At 40.6% G+C, this 15744-nt stretch carries 12 protein-coding genes; 10 read left to right on the forward strand and 2 right to left on the reverse strand.

Annotation, left to right across the window (positions count from 1 at the left end; genetic code table 11):
• Positions 1 to 202 precede the first annotated feature (202 nt).
• A complete protein-coding gene (locus tag AC13CS_RS02010; protein ID WP_293162760.1) occupies positions 203 to 1498 on the forward strand; it encodes a M14 family metallopeptidase in 1296 nt (431 codons plus the stop codon).
• Position 1499: 1 nt separating this feature from the next.
• Here the strand turns inward: AC13CS_RS02010 and AC13CS_RS02015 are convergent, their stop codons facing one another.
• On the reverse strand, positions 1500 to 4667 hold the full coding sequence (locus AC13CS_RS02015) for a cytochrome c biogenesis protein CcsA (RefSeq protein WP_293162757.1): 3168 nt from the start codon (positions 4665 to 4667) through the stop codon (positions 1500 to 1502).
• A 133-nt stretch (positions 4668 to 4800) separates the two neighbouring features.
• Here AC13CS_RS02015 and AC13CS_RS02020 point away from each other — a divergent pair, with 133 nt between their 5' ends.
• The 6 genes from AC13CS_RS02020 (at position 4801) to AC13CS_RS02045 (ending at position 12102) form a co-directional block, all read left to right on the forward strand.
• Positions 4801 to 5562, forward strand: coding sequence for a Rossmann-like and DUF2520 domain-containing protein (locus tag AC13CS_RS02020; RefSeq protein ID WP_293162755.1), 762 nt, complete (start codon positions 4801 to 4803; stop codon positions 5560 to 5562).
• A complete protein-coding gene (locus AC13CS_RS02025) occupies positions 5546 to 6073 on the forward strand; it encodes a KdsC family phosphatase (protein ID WP_163626448.1) in 528 nt (175 codons plus the stop codon). Before AC13CS_RS02020 ends, AC13CS_RS02025 begins: the two co-directional genes overlap by 17 nt.
• Complete coding sequence (locus tag AC13CS_RS02030; protein WP_293162751.1) at positions 6066 to 6665, forward strand: Maf family nucleotide pyrophosphatase; 600 nt, start codon at positions 6066 to 6068, stop codon at positions 6663 to 6665. Before AC13CS_RS02025 ends, AC13CS_RS02030 begins: the two co-directional genes overlap by 8 nt.
• A 35-nt stretch (positions 6666 to 6700) precedes the next feature.
• Complete coding sequence (locus tag AC13CS_RS02035) at positions 6701 to 7657, forward strand: septum formation inhibitor Maf (RefSeq protein ID WP_293162749.1); 957 nt, start codon at positions 6701 to 6703, stop codon at positions 7655 to 7657.
• 92 nt (positions 7658 to 7749) lie between these two features.
• A complete protein-coding gene (locus tag AC13CS_RS02040) occupies positions 7750 to 10281 on the forward strand; it encodes a PIG-L family deacetylase (protein ID WP_293162746.1) in 2532 nt (843 codons plus the stop codon).
• A 111-nt stretch (positions 10282 to 10392) separates the two neighbouring features.
• Positions 10393 to 12102: a sodium:solute symporter family protein gene (locus AC13CS_RS02045; RefSeq protein WP_163626441.1), complete on the forward strand. Its 1710-nt coding sequence runs from the start codon at positions 10393 to 10395 to the stop codon at positions 12100 to 12102.
• A gap of 52 nt (positions 12103 to 12154) precedes the next feature.
• Here the strand turns inward: AC13CS_RS02045 and AC13CS_RS02050 are convergent, their stop codons facing one another.
• The gene (locus AC13CS_RS02050) at positions 12155 to 13009 is read right to left on the reverse strand and encodes a DUF2911 domain-containing protein (RefSeq protein ID WP_293162741.1); all 855 of its coding nucleotides are present in this window, start codon (positions 13007 to 13009) and stop codon (positions 12155 to 12157) included.
• A 173-nt stretch (positions 13010 to 13182) separates the two neighbouring features.
• Between AC13CS_RS02050 and AC13CS_RS02055 the strand changes: the two genes are divergently transcribed.
• The 3 genes from AC13CS_RS02055 to AC13CS_RS02065 are packed head-to-tail and all read left to right on the forward strand — an operon-like array spanning position 13183 to position 15687.
• The gene (locus tag AC13CS_RS02055; RefSeq protein WP_293162738.1) at positions 13183 to 13680 is read left to right on the forward strand and encodes an SRPBCC family protein; all 498 of its coding nucleotides are present in this window, start codon (positions 13183 to 13185) and stop codon (positions 13678 to 13680) included.
• Between the two features lies 1 nt (position 13681).
• Complete coding sequence (locus AC13CS_RS02060; protein ID WP_293162735.1) at positions 13682 to 14374, forward strand: SDR family oxidoreductase; 693 nt, start codon at positions 13682 to 13684, stop codon at positions 14372 to 14374.
• Positions 14374 to 15687, forward strand: a complete 1314-nt coding sequence (locus AC13CS_RS02065; protein ID WP_293162732.1) for a cryptochrome/photolyase family protein — start codon at positions 14374 to 14376, stop codon at positions 15685 to 15687. The genes AC13CS_RS02060 and AC13CS_RS02065 overlap by 1 nt, the downstream gene beginning before the upstream one ends.
• Positions 15688 to 15744: the final 57 nt, after the last annotated feature.

Genomic DNA, 15744 nt, shown 5'->3' on the forward strand with positions numbered 1-15744 from the left:
GAAATGCCAGCCGTACCGAGGAGTATTTCGGTTACATAATTGGCTTTAAGCCAAAGGTGACATCTATCGTGGACATAATTCTTATAACTTCATAATGATGCAAATATGCAAAAAAATGAAATATTATTAATATTTTTTTATGTACTACTTCATTCCTTGTTCCTACCTTCGTAATCAAACCAACTCAAATAATTCAAAAACCATGCGTATTAAAAGTTTGATTGCCATTGGAATACTATTTTCCATGGTACTTACATCATCCTGTAAAAAGAATCCTGAAACCGCTGAAACCGAGAAAAAAACAGGTTACCAAGGACAAGGAAAAAGTCCTGTTGTGCCCACGGTAGACAAGCCCATTCAAAAGCAATGGAGAGGCATATGGGCATTTAATGACAGTACAACTTTTTTTTCGAACCAATTTGATGGTGCCCGTTTAAATGGTGTGGCCTACGATGGCGACGACCATTACACTATTTGGGTTACTGCCGAAAACACCCCAATAAATGTTAGTCCATGGTACGCTTTTCAAGTTTGGTCCAAAGAGCCTCGCGATATTACGGTTCAATTGAATTACCAAGATTCACGAAGCAGATATTACCCAAAGATCAGTAGCGATGGGAGAAACTTTACACCATTGGACAGTACAAATTTTAAAGCCATCGAACCAGGAGAAGGAGAATTTGGAATAAAAGCGGCCCCAGAATCTGCAGAAATTACCATAAGTGTGACCGAAGAACCGACTTGGATAACCGCACAAGAACTTTACACATCATCTGTGGTAAAAGAATGGGTGGATTCCTTAAGCCAAAAACCATTTATTACGAATTATCCAATCGGTCTTTCAAAAGAGAAACGTACCATGTCCTTAATGGAAATCAATGAAAGTAAGGATTCCAAAAAGGCAATTATGATTATTTCCAGACAACACCCGCCCGAAGTAACAGGTTTTTTGGCCATGAAATCGTTTATTGAAACCATTTCGGGCGACTCTGAATTAGCTAAGAAGTTTAGACAAGAGCATACTATTTTTGCGGTACCCTTGATGAACCCTGACGGAGTAGACAATGGGCATTGGAGACATAATACCGGTGGTATTGATTTGAACAGAGACTGGCAAAACTTCAACCAACCCGAAACTCGAAACGTTCGAAATTTTCTTGTGGAGAAAGACAAAACGTACGATTTTGTTTTCGGGGCAGATTTCCACTCCACTTGGGATGACATCTACTACCCTATTGATACAACAGTAACAGGTGAAAAAGGGAAAATTATCTTTGATTGGATCGAGAACATCAGCGAAAGATTACCTCAAAAGCAAACCAACATAAGCGCTTCCGATGAGATTGACCCGACCATGGTTTCGAGCAAATACTTTTACGTGCACCATGGCATGCCTGCCATTGTATTTGAATTGGGCGACAATACTTCCAGACCTTTCCTAAAGGAAAAAGGGAAGGTTGCCGCAGAAGAAATCATGAAGCTTTTAATGGAGGAATAAACTATTTTTTGGCGTAATGCACCTTGTAACGCCAAAAACTAATACCTCCCAGAATAAAGACCCCGAGTACGGTATACCACACAAAGCTCGGGGTTATTACTTGATCCCCACTTGCATAACTGTGCAAGCCAACCAAATAAAAGTTTACCCCGAAATAGGTCATCATAATACTGGCAAAGGCGATAACACTTGCAAAATTGTAAACCCACTTGCTTCTTAGCCCGGGAACCAACCGCATATGAAGCACAAAAGCATATATCATAATCGAAATCAGTGCCCAAGTCTCTTTGGGATCCCATCCCCAATAACGTCCCCAACTCTCGTTGGCCCATTGGCCGCCTAAAAAGTTGCCTATGGTCAACATTACCAAACCAGCGGTAAGAGCCAGTTCATTGATAACCGTAAGCTCTTTTATATTGAGGTCCATTCGCTTTTTGTTCTTTTTGGTAGTAAGAACCATGAGCAGCAATGCGACCACTCCCAAAATCATCCCGACCGTTAAAGGACCATAACTGCCCACAATAACAGCAACGTGAATCATCAACCAATAACTGTCGAGTACAGGTTGCAAATTGGCGATAGCAGGATCCACCCAACTCTGGTGGGCTATCCATAATAGCATTGAGGTTACAAAAGCACTTGCCGCAATGGTAAGTTCACTTTTTCGGCCCAAGGCCAAACCAATGCCCATGGTTGCCCACGCTACATACAGAATACTTTCATAGGCATCACTCCAAGGGGCGTGGCCAGAAATGTACCAACGCAACACCAAACCAATAGTATGCCAAATAAAGAATATGATGATGGTCCCTTTCAATAAATAGGCAAAGGCATCCAATACCTTTCTTTCCTTAAAAATTTTAGCAATCAGCACAAAAAACAACAACACACCGACCAAGGCGTAGTATTTGTACAAACGGTTGAACAGATCCAGCTTGTTGTAGATTATCTCAGTCTTGATCTTATTTTCCGATGGCAAGACTTCCTCCCCGTGATTTTTTTGATTTTGTTTGAAGGCCTCCAATAATCTATCTGCCTGTGAATAATCGCCAGTGGCAATGGATTTTTGCAGGGAATTCAAATAATACGGCATCGCATTTTTGATAAAATTCGCATACAACGAATCTTGCACTTGATATTGCCCAGAGCGATATTCCACAGCAGAGATCCATTTGTTGTTCTCATCGTTGAGCAGGGGAAAAATCTTTACTATTTGCCCACTTAATGCGATGTCCAATAAACTCAACCGCTCACCTACCTTTTTAAAATCCTTCTCAAAGTTTGAAGGATTGTTGGTGGAAGTAGCTTTTTCCAGATAGGGCCTTAGTTTGTATGTCCCTTTTGCATCAAAAAAATCGGTAGCTTTTACAAACTCGGTGCCTTCGGGAACCCCGATAACTTTACGAATACTGTCGTTTTCCTTTTTGCCCAAAGCAATAATGTCCGCAGTGTACCAAACCCCAGGATTCAGCATCATGGAAAGGAAAACCTGATTGGCCGAAAGATCCTTGAATTTGTCATCGCCGCTCAGTTTCCTCAACAATTCGGATGCAAAAGTGTTTATTGGCTTCATCCGTCCACCTTCATCCTGAATCACCAAAGCGCCAAACTTTTCGGCATGTTCCGTGGCCACGGTCGTAGCTTGGATTACAGAGTCAATTTGGGCTTTTGTTGGCAACAGGGAATGTTCGTCATGACCCTCCTGAGCATTTGTAGACACAAAAGCGAAGAAAAGAGCAATGGTGGTCAAAGCTGCTTTCTTTTTCTTAATTTTTTCGAGCATGGTCTGTAAATCCCTAAAACGTGTTTTTCCAAAGAACATAATACCCATCAAACCAATATACAACAGAAAATAACCTATATAAGTAATCCATGTGCCCCACCAATCGTGGTTTACGGAAAGTACCGTTCCACGTTCATCCGGGTCAAAACTGGACTGGAAAAATCGGTACCCTTGATGGTCCAGCACATGATTCATATATATATCATAATCAAAAGGACGGTCGTCGTGTACCGTAACCTTGCTCATAAACGAGGCATACCCCGCTTCGGTTCCAGGATATTTTTCCGCAATAAAATCATTCAACTCTATGGAAAAAGGAAGTTCGTAAACTTTGGAGCCATAACTCAATGAAAAATCCAACCCGCCTACATGGACCTTGTCAGAAAAATTTGATGTTCCCTTACTTCCCAACAGTTTAACCTCTTTAGTTTCTCCATTGGCAGAAATCGAAACAACCAAAGCATCCTGCGTTACCTTGGTAATCTCCTCATCGGGCACTTTAACAATACCATACTTTCCTTTAACCAAAGGTTCGGGCACTACAAACTGCATACCGCCCATAGTGTATAGCGAACGTAATTGTAAGGGCTGAATGCTATCACTTGCTACTTTCCCTTGGAATTGGTCCGCCATGCGCATAAAATTCCCCTCGAAAGGCGATTTGATGCGGAAGCCATTCTCTTCATCGTAAAAAATATTGATGGCTCCTTCGGTTTCGTTGTTAAGGGCAAAAAGAATGTTATGGACGCTGGCTATTTTACCATTTTCCAGATAATGTTCGTGGCGTTGACCATTGCCAGCTTCTACTATTTGGAGATATTCTGCTCCATTTTCGTCTGGAATCAATCCTTTTTCGGCTCCTTTGATGAAATCCACATAACCAATGGAGAAAGGTTGTCCGTTAAAATCGGATTTCCAAGGCAAACTGGAACGTTTTCCTTCGGGTGTTACCAAAATATCATCCTCCAGAACCCTTCTTTTGGTTTCACCGTTGATGTCCCCATCAACAAAAGCGGTCAAATAGGTTTTGTCCGAATAAAATACTTTCTCCGTTGCCCCTTCGCGAATAGGCATCATTCCCTCATAACTGATATAACGCGTAACAAAAGCACCTACTATGATCAGAATCCAAGATAAATGAAGAGTAAGCACGGGCCACTTTTTCCAAGTCAATAGACGGTATCGATAAATATTTCCAAAGAAATTGATAACAAAAAAGACCATAATGGCCTCGAACCAAGTGGCATTGTAAATGTATATCCGTGCTGTTTCGGTGCTATACCAGCTCTCCACAAAAGTTCCCATAGCCATTGCCGCAGCAAAAACCAAAAAAAGAACAGCCATAAGTCTTGTGGAAAAAAGCGTTTTCTTAAGAATATCAATCATGGAAATTCGGTCTACTTTCGGCTTGCAAAAATACGGCCTTTTTAGAACTTCCCCGCTGTCAAAACTGATAAAAATCATACAGATTTGTTAATTCTTACTACCATGTATCAACCCTAAATTTGTAGTTTTGGGCATGCTCAAGATTGTGATTTTGGGGACCGGGAACCTCGCCAAACACTTGCACACTGCTTTTACAAAAGCTAATGCTATTGATATTGTCCAAGTCGTGGGTCGAAATAAGAAAGAATTACAGCAATTTTCCGAGCATTCCACTATTTCCAATTCCTTTGATTCCATAGTTGATGCCGATGTCTATCTAATTGCCGTAAAAGACGATGCCATTACCGAAGTGTCTCAACATTTATTAAAGAAAAAGGGAATCGTGGCACATACCTCGGGCGCTATAAGTTTAAAGGCGATTCAGCACCAGAACAAAGGGGTTTTTTATCCATTGCAGACCTTTACCAAAGGTAAAACGGTTGATTTTAGCCCCATTCCCATCTGTATTGAAGCAGAAGAAAAGGAATCACTGGAAATCTTGCATAAGTTGGCGGATTCCATTTCTGAAAACGTGCACCATATTGACTCGCAGCAACGAAAAAAATTGCATCTTGCAGGCGTTTTTGTGAACAACTTTACCAATTACCTGTACAGTGTTGGCGAAGCATTTTGTTTGGAAGAAGGACTATCTTTTGATTTGTTGAAACCATTGATAATGGAAACAGCAGATAAAATCCAAGCCATGTCGCCAAAAGAAGCACAAACAGGGCCAGCTCGCAGAAACGATACCAAAAGTATGGAAAGTCATCTGGAACTTTTAAACAAAAAAGAACACATTACACTCTATAAATTATTGAGCCAAGCCATAAAACAAGCGCATGAAGAAGAATTATAAAGAGCTTTTGAGCAACATTACCACCTTTGTTTTTGATGTTGATGGAGTTTTTACCGATGGAACGGTTATGATTACTACAAATGGGGAACTGCTCCGGAAAATGAGCGTAAAAGATGGATACGCCCTTAAAACGGCCATAAAAAAAGGATACAACGTTTGTATTATAACGGGTGGCACCAACCAAGGCGTAAAAGAGCGCTTAAAAGGACTCGGGGTAACCGATTTTTATATGGGCGCACACCACAAACAAGAACCTTTGGAAGAGTATTTGGATATTCATGGCATTGACCCTCAATCGGTGGTTTATATGGGTGACGATGTACCCGATATCCCCCCAATGAAAATGGTAGCATTGGCCACTTCCCCACAAAACGCAGTACCTGAGGTAAAAGCCATCTCTGACTATGTTTCGCATAAAAATGGCGGCGAAGGCTGTGTTCGTGATATTATTGAGCAAGTTTTAAAGGTTCGTGGGGACTGGAACGATAATTTTAGCGCCGAGAATGACTAAAAATCCACTCAAAGAACAACTTAAGTATAAAAAAATTATTTTAGGCTCCGGCTCACCTAGACGAAAAATGTTCTTGGAAGAGTTGGGATTGGATTTTGAGGTACGCCCCAAATCCGTAGAGGAAGTCTATCCTAAAGAATTACAAGGACAAGAAATATCAGAATATTTGGCACAGCTCAAAGCCACTCCCTTCAAAGAAGAATTGGAACCCGACCAAATAGTGATCACTTCGGATACGGTGGTTTGGCACAACAAAACCTCATTGGCAAAAGCCAAGAACAAAGCTGAAGCCTTTGAAATGCTTCGCACCCTATCGGGAGACTGGCACGAAGTGATTACCTCCGTTTGTTTTACCACAAAAGATTTTCAAAAAACGGTCAGTGGCATTACCAGAGTAAAACTAAAGGATTTTACGGATGACGAAATCAACTACTACATTGATACCTGCCAGCCTTTTGATAAAGCAGGGGCTTATGGTATTCAGGAATGGATCGGTATGATCGGTATCACCGAAATTCAAGGTTCTTATACAAATGTGGTGGGACTTCCTACCGATTTGGTCTACCAAACCCTAATTGATATGGTTTCTTGAGTTTGGATGCGTAACTTTACTAAAATCCTCTACTCATGAAATCATCTATAAAATTCAATCTTCAAAGTATCACATGGATATTGGTTTTGTTTATATTGACCTCTTGTATCGATAAAAATCAAACAGCGGAATCCAAAGAAACATCCGGCCAAGAAAACACTACACCCTCAACAGCTAAGCAAAAATACCCCCTCACTGATAATTTCAAAAATTATTGGTATGCCGGCGATGCTGAAATCACTTCGTACCAATTGAATCAGGCGAGGTATGGTGAACTTCGGAACGGAAATGCAGTTCTGATTTATGTAACGGAACCTTTTTTACCCAAACAACAGGTAAAAGCAAACGGCAACAACCCTGAAAACATTTCGGTTTTAAAATTGAATGCCACGAAAAAGTTTTTGACCGGAATTTACCCCTACTCCATTATGAGCAGCACATTTTATCCGGTTTACGATAATCAGCATGCAGTGAAGACCAGTTTGTCCGTTCAGGAATGGTGCGGACATGTGTATGCCCAGATCAACAATCGTGAAAAATTTGAATTTACCTCACATTCATATTTTGAAGGTGAGGCCGACCAAGAATTTTCTATGGAAAAATCATTCTTGGAAAATGAAATTTGGACCAAAATCCGAATCAATCCCGAAAACCTCCCTCAAGGTGAAATTTCAATGATACCTTCTTTGGAGTTTCTCCGTTTGAGGCATAAGGAGATTAAAGCATATACTGCCAATGCAACCATTTCATCTAAAAATGGCATAACAACTTATACCATTTCCTATCCAAAATTGGAACGAAAGTTGATGATAAATTTCAAGGCTGACTTTCCTTTTTCCATTGAAAGTTGGACGGAAGAATTCAAGAGTGGATTTGGACCGGATGCGAAAATGTTGACCACTTCTGCTTCCAAAATCAAAACAATAAAAACCGCTTATTGGAGTCAAAATGAAAACAAAAATCTAATATTAAGGGATAGTTTAGGTTTATAACATCAACCAATGCCTATGTTAAAACTCTTCTAAATAATCCAATATCTAAATGTATACTGGCTATATTTGAATCAACCGCTAAACAACCAACTATGAAGCATTTTTGGGTATTCCTTTCCCTTACCATACTACTTTTCACTAATTCTTTTGCCCAAAAACCGGATAAGCTTACTTCGGCAGAGTTATTCCACGACATACAAAAACTGAATTTTTTAGGGACGGCCCTTTACGTAGCGGCCCACCCCGATGATGAAAATACAAGCCTGATTTCCTATCTCGACAACCACGAAAAAGCGAGAACGGTCTATTTGTCGATGACAAGAGGGGACGGTGGGCAAAACCTGATCGGTTCTGAACTAGCCGAGCTTTTAGGGGTATTGCGAACACAAGAACTTTTAGCTGCAAGACATATAGATGGCGGTGAACAACGCTTTACACGTGCAATTGACTTTGGATTTTCCAAACACCCAAAGGAAACCTTAAAAATATGGGACAAGGATAAAGTTTTGGCCGATGTGGTTTGGGCCATTCGAAACATAAAGCCCGATGTGATCATCAACAGATTTGATCATAGAACCCCTGGCTCCACACACGGTCACCATACGTCCTCGGCTGTTTTGAGCATGGAGGCCTTTGATTTGGCAAATAATCCAGATGTTTATTCCGAGCAATTGCAATGGACAACCCCCTGGCAGCCCAAACGTATTTTTTATAATACTTCGTGGTGGCAGTACGGCAGTGAGGAAGCATTTGAAAAAGTTGACAAATCCGGTATGGTTCGGCTTGATGTGGGCACCTATTACCCAGAGCTCGGACTCTCCAACAACGAAATTGCCGCTATGGCACGTAGCCAACACCTTTGTCAAGGATTTGGTAGACTGACGGATAGAGGCACTGACGATGAGTATATTGAATTACTAAAAGGCGACATGCCCAAAAACAATGATGTGTTTGAAGGCATCAATACCACTTGGTCGCGTGTAAAAGGAGGCGAAGCAGTTGGAGACATCTTATATAAAGTTGAAAATAATTTCGATTTCCAAAATCCATCCAAACATATACCTGAACTTGTAAAAGCTTATCAGCTATTACAAAAAGTTGAAGATGAACACTGGAGAACATTAAAATCGGAAGAATTAAAAAGCATCATCCTAGCTTCGGCTGGATTATATTTGGAAGCCAGTTCGGCAAGTGCTTCTGCAACTCCTGGCAGTAAGGTAACCATCAACATAGAAACCATAAACAGATCTTCTCCAAATATCACTTTAAAAGAAATTAAGATTGTTGGTACCGATACACATCTAACCACAAACAAAATTTTGGAAAACAACCAAAAAGAAAATTTTGAAATTAGCTTCACCGTTCCCGAAAACACTTCCTATACCAGCCCATATTGGCTAAACGAACCTGGAACTTTGGGAACCTATACCGTGAACGAACAAAGTTTGATCGGTAAACCCGAAACCCCAAGTGCATTTAAGGCAGTTTTTTCTTTGGTTATTGATGGAGTGGATATTCCGTTTGAAAAATCCGTGGTGCACCGCTACTCCAGACCCGACAGGGGAGAATTGTACGAACCCTTTGCCATTTTGCCCGAAGTAACTTCCAAAATTGATGAAAAGGTGCTCATTTTTGCCAGTGCAAACACTAAGGAAGTGCAGGTAAAAGTAAGAGCAGGTAAAAATAACATATCCGGAACGGTTGAGTTAGATCATCCAGCCGGGTGGACAGTTTCACCACAAAACATTCCTTTTTCCATTGCGCAAAAAGGCGAGGAAATTTCGGTAACATTCAACGTTACCCCTCCTAATACCGAAAGCGAAGGAAAAATTGGGCCAAAAATCAAAATGGGCAACAAAATCTACGACAAAGAACTGGTAGAAATCGCTTACGACCATATTCCAAAGCAATCCGTATTACTCCCTTCGGAAGCCAAAGTGGTTCGCATGGATATAAAAAAGTCTGGTGAGCATATCGCTTACATTATGGGTGCTGGAGATATGGTACCCGAAAATTTGGAACAAATCGGTTACCAAGTCCATATTGTTGACCCCAATGATATTCAAAATGGGGATTTGGATAAATACGATGCTGTTGTTGTGGGCATTAGAGCCTACAATGTGGTGGAGTCCTTAAAATTTAAGCAACCCGTGCTGTTCGATTATGTAAAAAATGGTGGTACCATGATTGTACAGTACAATACGGCCGGAAGATGGGCCAGACAGTTTGAAAACATTGCCCCATACGATGTAACGCTTTCCAGAGACAGGGTTACTGACGAAAATGCAGAGGTGAAAATATTGGCTCCCAACCATTCTTTGATAAATTTCCCGAATGTCATCACAAAAAAAGATTTTGATGGGTGGGTACAAGAACGTGGATTGTATTTTCCAAGTGAATGGAGTTCTGAGTTTACACCGATTCTCTCAATGAAAGATGAAGATGAAACCGAAAAACAAGGAAGCCTTATTGTAGCACCTTATGGAGAAGGTCACTATATTTACACAGGTTTAAGCTTTTTCAGGGAATTACCTGTAGGGGTTTCGGGGGCATATAAGCTCTTTGCAAATATGCTTTCTATAGGAAAAAATGAAGTAAAAAGAGACAGTAATGTCAAAGGATAATATGAATACCAAATTTGAATGGAAAAAGGAATACAGCATTGTTATCCTTTTAAATGCCATATATATATTGGTTTTTTACCTCATAATGATTTTAAACAATTAGACCCCTGAATGGCATTACTCGACTGGATTATTCTTGGTAGCACCCTACTCTTCATCGTGGCATACGGTGTTTGGAAAACACGTGGCAATAATAATGTGGACGATTATGTCCGTGGTGGTGACAACGTAAAATGGTGGACCATCGGATTGTCCGTGATGGCTACCCAAGCGAGTGCCATAACTTTTTTATCTACCCCGGGGCAAGCGTTCCACGACGGTATGGGCTTTGTTCAATTCTATTTTGGACTGCCCTTGGCCATGATCGTGATTTGCCTTGTGTTTATACCCATTTACAAAAAATTAAAGGTTTTTACCGCCTATGAAATGCTCGAAGGGCGTTTTGATCTTAAAACAAGAACCCTTACTGCTCTTTTGTTCTTGGTACAACGTGGGTTGGCTGCAGGGATTACCATATTTGCCCCTTCCATAATCCTATCCGCCGTATTGGGATGGGATTTAAGGACATTGAACGTGATTATCGGAATCCTTGTGATTATTTACACCGTGTCGGGAGGCACCAAAGCGGTTAGCATGACCCAGAAACAGCAGATGTTCATCATTATGTTGGGGATGTTTTTTGCTTTCTTCTTTATCATGGGAGCACTCCCTACGGATATATCTTTCGATAAGGCCTTAAAAATAGCCGGGGCGAACAATAAACTCGAAATTTTGGATTTCTCTTTTGATACCAATAACCGATATACGTTTTGGAGTGGTATTACAGGAGGTTTCTTTTTGGCCTTGGCCTATTTTGGTACCGATCAAAGTCAAGTTCAGCGTTATTTATCGGGCAAATCGGTTCGTGAAAGCCAGTTGGCATTGATTTTTAACGGGATTTTTAAAATACCAATGCAGTTCTTTATCCTATTGGTGGGTACCATGGTATTTGTATTTTATCAATATAATTCATCTCCCTTAAACTTTAACCCTGCAGCTACCGAAGCTGTAATGCAATCGGAATATGCCAACGATTACCAATCGCTTTCAAAAGATCATAAGGAACTGGAAAAGGAAAAACGAATGGCGCAACATTCCTTTTCCGCAGCACTTGAACTTAAAGAGTACAATGCCATTGAGCAGGCAAAGCAGGATATTATTAAAATAAATGAAAAGGAAAAAGCAAATAGGGAGACTGCCAAAAATTTAATTTCCAAAGCAGATGGCACTGTGGAAACCAACGACAAGGATTATGTGTTTATTCATTTTATCCTAAACAATTTACCCATGGGGCTGATCGGTCTCCTTTTGGCCGTAATTCTCTCCGCAGCCATGTCTTCCACCGCTTCTGAATTAAATGCACTTGGCACCATTACCGCTTTGGATCTGTATAAAAGAAATGTAAAAAAAGAACATACCCAAGAACACTATTTAAAGGCGACCAAGGCCTTTACCCTACTTTGGGGAATCATTGCAATAATAATAGCCAATGTGGCCAATCTTTTTGATAATTTGATTCAATTGGTCAATATTATTGGTTCCATTTTCTACGGAAATGTGCTTGGTATCTTTCTACTGGCGTTCTTTTTCAAATTTGTAAAAGGAAATGCTGTTTTTGTGGCGGCAATCGTAACCCAAATCATTGTGATTGTAGGTTACAACTTAGACTGGATGTCCTACTTATGGCTGAATGCCTTTGGTTGTGTTTTGGTAATTGTACTGGCCACTATTACTCAGATATTCGATAACTTTTTAGGAAACTCCTCTGCTGTAGAGGAATAAAAAAACCCACTTAAAAAGTGGGCTTTCATTTTTATTTATTGTTACGTGGCAATTACATTTTTGCCCACTCTTTCAGGGAGTCCTTGTTCAATTTCACATAATCTTGGTTGCCTGCGGCTTGGGCAGCGGCCAATGACCTTTTGGCAGCTTCAATAGCTGCTTCTTTATCGCCCATTTTTGCATAGATCAAAGACTGTGTACGCATCATCCAGTACGCTTTTCCGTCACCCATTTCAACAGCTTTGTCCACCCATTCCTTAGCTTGTTTCATGTTCATGCCCTCAGAAAAATAATAAGAACCCGCTGCAAAATAGTCATTGGCTTTTAAATCCTCTTTGTTCGCCATGGTCTCTTCAATACTTTTGATGGCCTTTTTGGCTGTTGGGACTATAAAATCAACACCAACATAAGTGTTCTCCCACATAATGCCAAGGGTCCCTCCATTGTTATGAAGGTCATCTATGGTAATGGTAAAAGATTCAATAGGCATCGGGATTTCCATTGTTTCCACTTTTACCGTTGCCGCAACTTTGGATGCATCCCATTCTTGTGGTATACCCCAATTATCGGTATCGGTATAAAAGAAAACATCCCAAACGGCCTCATTGGGTCTTGTATAAATAGCGTAGGTACCTGCTTTTAGCGGCTTATCCTGTACGGTAACATCGTCACTAAAAGTAATGGTAGTGTTTTCATTGGCTCCTGTTCTCCAAATAGCATCAAAAGGAACCAAGTCTCCGAATATTTTTCTTCCCTTCATTGCAGGGCGCGAATATTTTACGGTAACATCGGTCAATCCCACCTTTTGCTCCAATGTTGAAGCTGGGCTGGGCGCTGGCGTCTGTATTTGTGCTTCCAAAGAAAAACACATGGACACCGCAAATAATAAGAGTGCAAATTTTTTCATAGTTGTTATTTATATTAATAGTTCAGCATAACAAAGCTAAATATAAAGCCTCCCTCAAACGTTAAGGAAACCTTAAAATAATAGCGTTAAAATCAATCAAATATACATATTTGTTTAATCTTTTTAATTTTTAATTAAACATTATCGTCTTATCTTTGTACAAAATGATTTTAATGCAGCTGTATCAACTAAAGTCCAAACAACTACTCCCCATAACTATAAAAGAAGCTTGGGATTTCCTTTCCAACCCAAAAAATCTGGCCCTAATCACACCGAAACACATGGGTTTCCATATTTTGGCGGGTGCCGATAGACCCATGTTCCAAGGTCAAATAATACAATACATCGTAAAACCATTTCCCTTGGTTTCCACGAAATGGGTCACAGAAATAACCCATGCCAAAGAAGGGGAATATTTCGTAGATGAGCAGCGTTTTGGTCCTTATGCCCTTTGGCACCACAAACATTTTTTAAAAGAAGTACCCGAAGGTGTTGAAATGGAAGATGTTATCGACTACAAATTACCCTTTGGATTTTTGGGACAACTGACCCACCCCATGCTAGTGAAAAAACAATTGCACAAGATTTTTGAGTTTCGGGAAAAAAAGCTAGCCGAGCTATTTGGTACAGTAGATGGGAAAGAAAACTTTTTAAGCATTAGAAAAATATAACATGAAAAAGAACATATTATTGATCGGCGGCTCCTACGGCATTGGGTTGGAAATGGCCAAAAAACTATCTACTGATCACAATGTATATGTAGCCAGCCGAAGTAGCGAACAACTTTCAAATTTGGATGTAACCCATATCCCTTTTGATGTTTTAACCGAGGACATTTCCGAAAAAGAAATACCGGAAAAATTGGATAGCTTTGTATATTGTCCGGGTAGCATCAACCTGAAGCCATTTAAGACCATGAGTGTTGCTACCATCCAAACGGACATGGAAATCAACTTTATCGGTTTGGTAAAAACGGTCAAATCCATCATAAACAGCATGAACGAAGGTTCGAGCATGGTATTTTTCAGCACGGTGGCCGTTGGAACGGGAATGCCTTTCCATACGAGCGTTTCCGCTGCAAAAGGAGCTATCGAGGGCTTTGCACGTGCGCTGGCGGCGGAATATGCCCCAAAAGTAAGGGTCAACGTGATTGCGCCATCCTTGGTGGACACCCCGTTGTCCGAAAGGTTGTTGAGCAACGATAAGAAAAAAGAAATGATGTCCGAAAGGCATCCCATGAAAAGAGTGGGCGTTCCAAAAGATATCGCAAACATGGCACTGTTTTTACTTGATTCCAATAACTCATGGATTACTGGACAGGTAATCGGCGTTGATGGAGGAATGTCAAGTTTAAATGTGAGTTAATGAAAGACAAAGTCATACTTTTTTGGTTCAGGCGCGATTTAAGATTGGATGACAACGTTGGCTTTTATCAAGCACTTCAAAATGATGTTCCAGTATTACCGCTATTTATTTTTGATACCGAAATACTGGAAAATCTGCCCAAAACCGATGCGAGGGTAACTTTTATCCACGAACAGATTCAAAAAATAAACCATCAGCTAAGTGCCAGTTATGGCAGTGGCATTGTACAATTTCATGGTGCCCCAAAAGCTGTCTTCAAAAAATTGATGAAGGACTACGACATTGAAGCTGTATACGCTAATCACGATTACGAACCCTATGCCAAAAAACGTGACGCCCAAATAAAAGTGCTCCTAAACGAAAACGGTATCCCCTTCAACACTTTTAAAGACCAAGTTATTTTTGAAAAAGAAGAGGTTGTCAAGGACGATGGAGACCCATATGTGGTGTACACCCCGTACATGCGAAAATGGAAAGAAAACCTTGATCCATCCGTCCATTTGGTGGAATGCGATACCCTGAGTGACCTTAGCAAAAACCTGTATCGGACCAAGTCTTTACCACAACTTTCTTTGGAAGATATGGGTTTCGAAGAATCTTCCATTAAAGTTCCGGATTTCACGGTTTCTTTTGAGCTGATCCAAAAATACAAGGACACACGGGACTATCCTGCCAAAGAAAAAGGCACATCCCGATTGGGACCACATTTGCGTTTTGGCACCGTTTCAATCCGTAGGATGATTAAAAAAGCCATTGGTGAAAAGAACGAAACCTTTTGGAACGAGCTTATCTGGCGAGAATTCTTTATGCAGATTCTCTGGCATTTTCCGCATACCGTAAACGCAGCTTTTCGACCTAAATACGATAGAATTGAATGGCGCAACAATCAAGATGAATTCGAAAAATGGAAAGCAGGAGAAACAGGCTATCCCTTAGTAGATGCAGGAATGCGCGAATTGAACAAAACTGGATATATGCACAATCGGGTTCGCATGCTGGTGGCCAGTTTTTTATGCAAGCATTTATTGATCGATTGGCGTTGGGGCGAAGCCTATTTTGCCGAAAAGTTGTTGGATTATGAATTGGCCAGTAATGTGGGAAACTGGCAATGGGCGGCAGGTAGCGGTGTAGATGCGGCGCCATACTTCAGGATATTCAATCCTACCACCCAAATCAAGAAATTCGACAAAGACAAAAAATACATCAACACATGGGTGCCCGATTTACAAGAGTTAAGTTATCCAGAACCCATGGTCGATCATAAAATGGCTCGCGAACGATGCTTAAAAACGTACAAAGAAGCGGTAAGTTGATGCTTTTTCGTTAATTTTAGTTCCTGTTGATGCTGTTTTGCTTTATCCAAAAACAGA

This window comes from Flagellimonas sp. B-3 (assembly GCF_056857835.1).

What these genes read in the sequence shown, in the direction of transcription:
- AC13CS_RS02010 (WP_293162760.1), top strand. Translation starts at nt 203, where the DNA reads ATGCGTATTAAAAGTTTGATTGCCATTGGAATACTATTTTCCATGGTA.
- AC13CS_RS02015 (WP_293162757.1), bottom strand. Translation starts at nt 4,667, where the DNA reads ATGATTGATATTCTTAAGAAAACGCTTTTTTCCACAAGACTTATGGCT.
- AC13CS_RS02020 (WP_293162755.1), top strand. Translation starts at nt 4,801, where the DNA reads ATGCTCAAGATTGTGATTTTGGGGACCGGGAACCTCGCCAAACACTTG.
- AC13CS_RS02025 (WP_163626448.1), top strand. Translation starts at nt 5,546, where the DNA reads ATGAAGAAGAATTATAAAGAGCTTTTGAGCAACATTACCACCTTTGTT.
- AC13CS_RS02030 (WP_293162751.1), top strand. Translation starts at nt 6,066, where the DNA reads ATGACTAAAAATCCACTCAAAGAACAACTTAAGTATAAAAAAATTATT.
- AC13CS_RS02035 (WP_293162749.1), top strand. Translation starts at nt 6,701, where the DNA reads ATGAAATCATCTATAAAATTCAATCTTCAAAGTATCACATGGATATTG.
- AC13CS_RS02040 (WP_293162746.1), top strand. Translation starts at nt 7,750, where the DNA reads ATGAAGCATTTTTGGGTATTCCTTTCCCTTACCATACTACTTTTCACT.
- AC13CS_RS02045 (WP_163626441.1), top strand. Translation starts at nt 10,393, where the DNA reads ATGGCATTACTCGACTGGATTATTCTTGGTAGCACCCTACTCTTCATC.
- AC13CS_RS02050 (WP_293162741.1), bottom strand. Translation starts at nt 13,009, where the DNA reads ATGAAAAAATTTGCACTCTTATTATTTGCGGTGTCCATGTGTTTTTCT.
- AC13CS_RS02055 (WP_293162738.1), top strand. Translation starts at nt 13,183, where the DNA reads ATGCAGCTGTATCAACTAAAGTCCAAACAACTACTCCCCATAACTATA.
- AC13CS_RS02060 (WP_293162735.1), top strand. Translation starts at nt 13,682, where the DNA reads ATGAAAAAGAACATATTATTGATCGGCGGCTCCTACGGCATTGGGTTG.
- AC13CS_RS02065 (WP_293162732.1), top strand. Translation starts at nt 14,374, where the DNA reads ATGAAAGACAAAGTCATACTTTTTTGGTTCAGGCGCGATTTAAGATTG.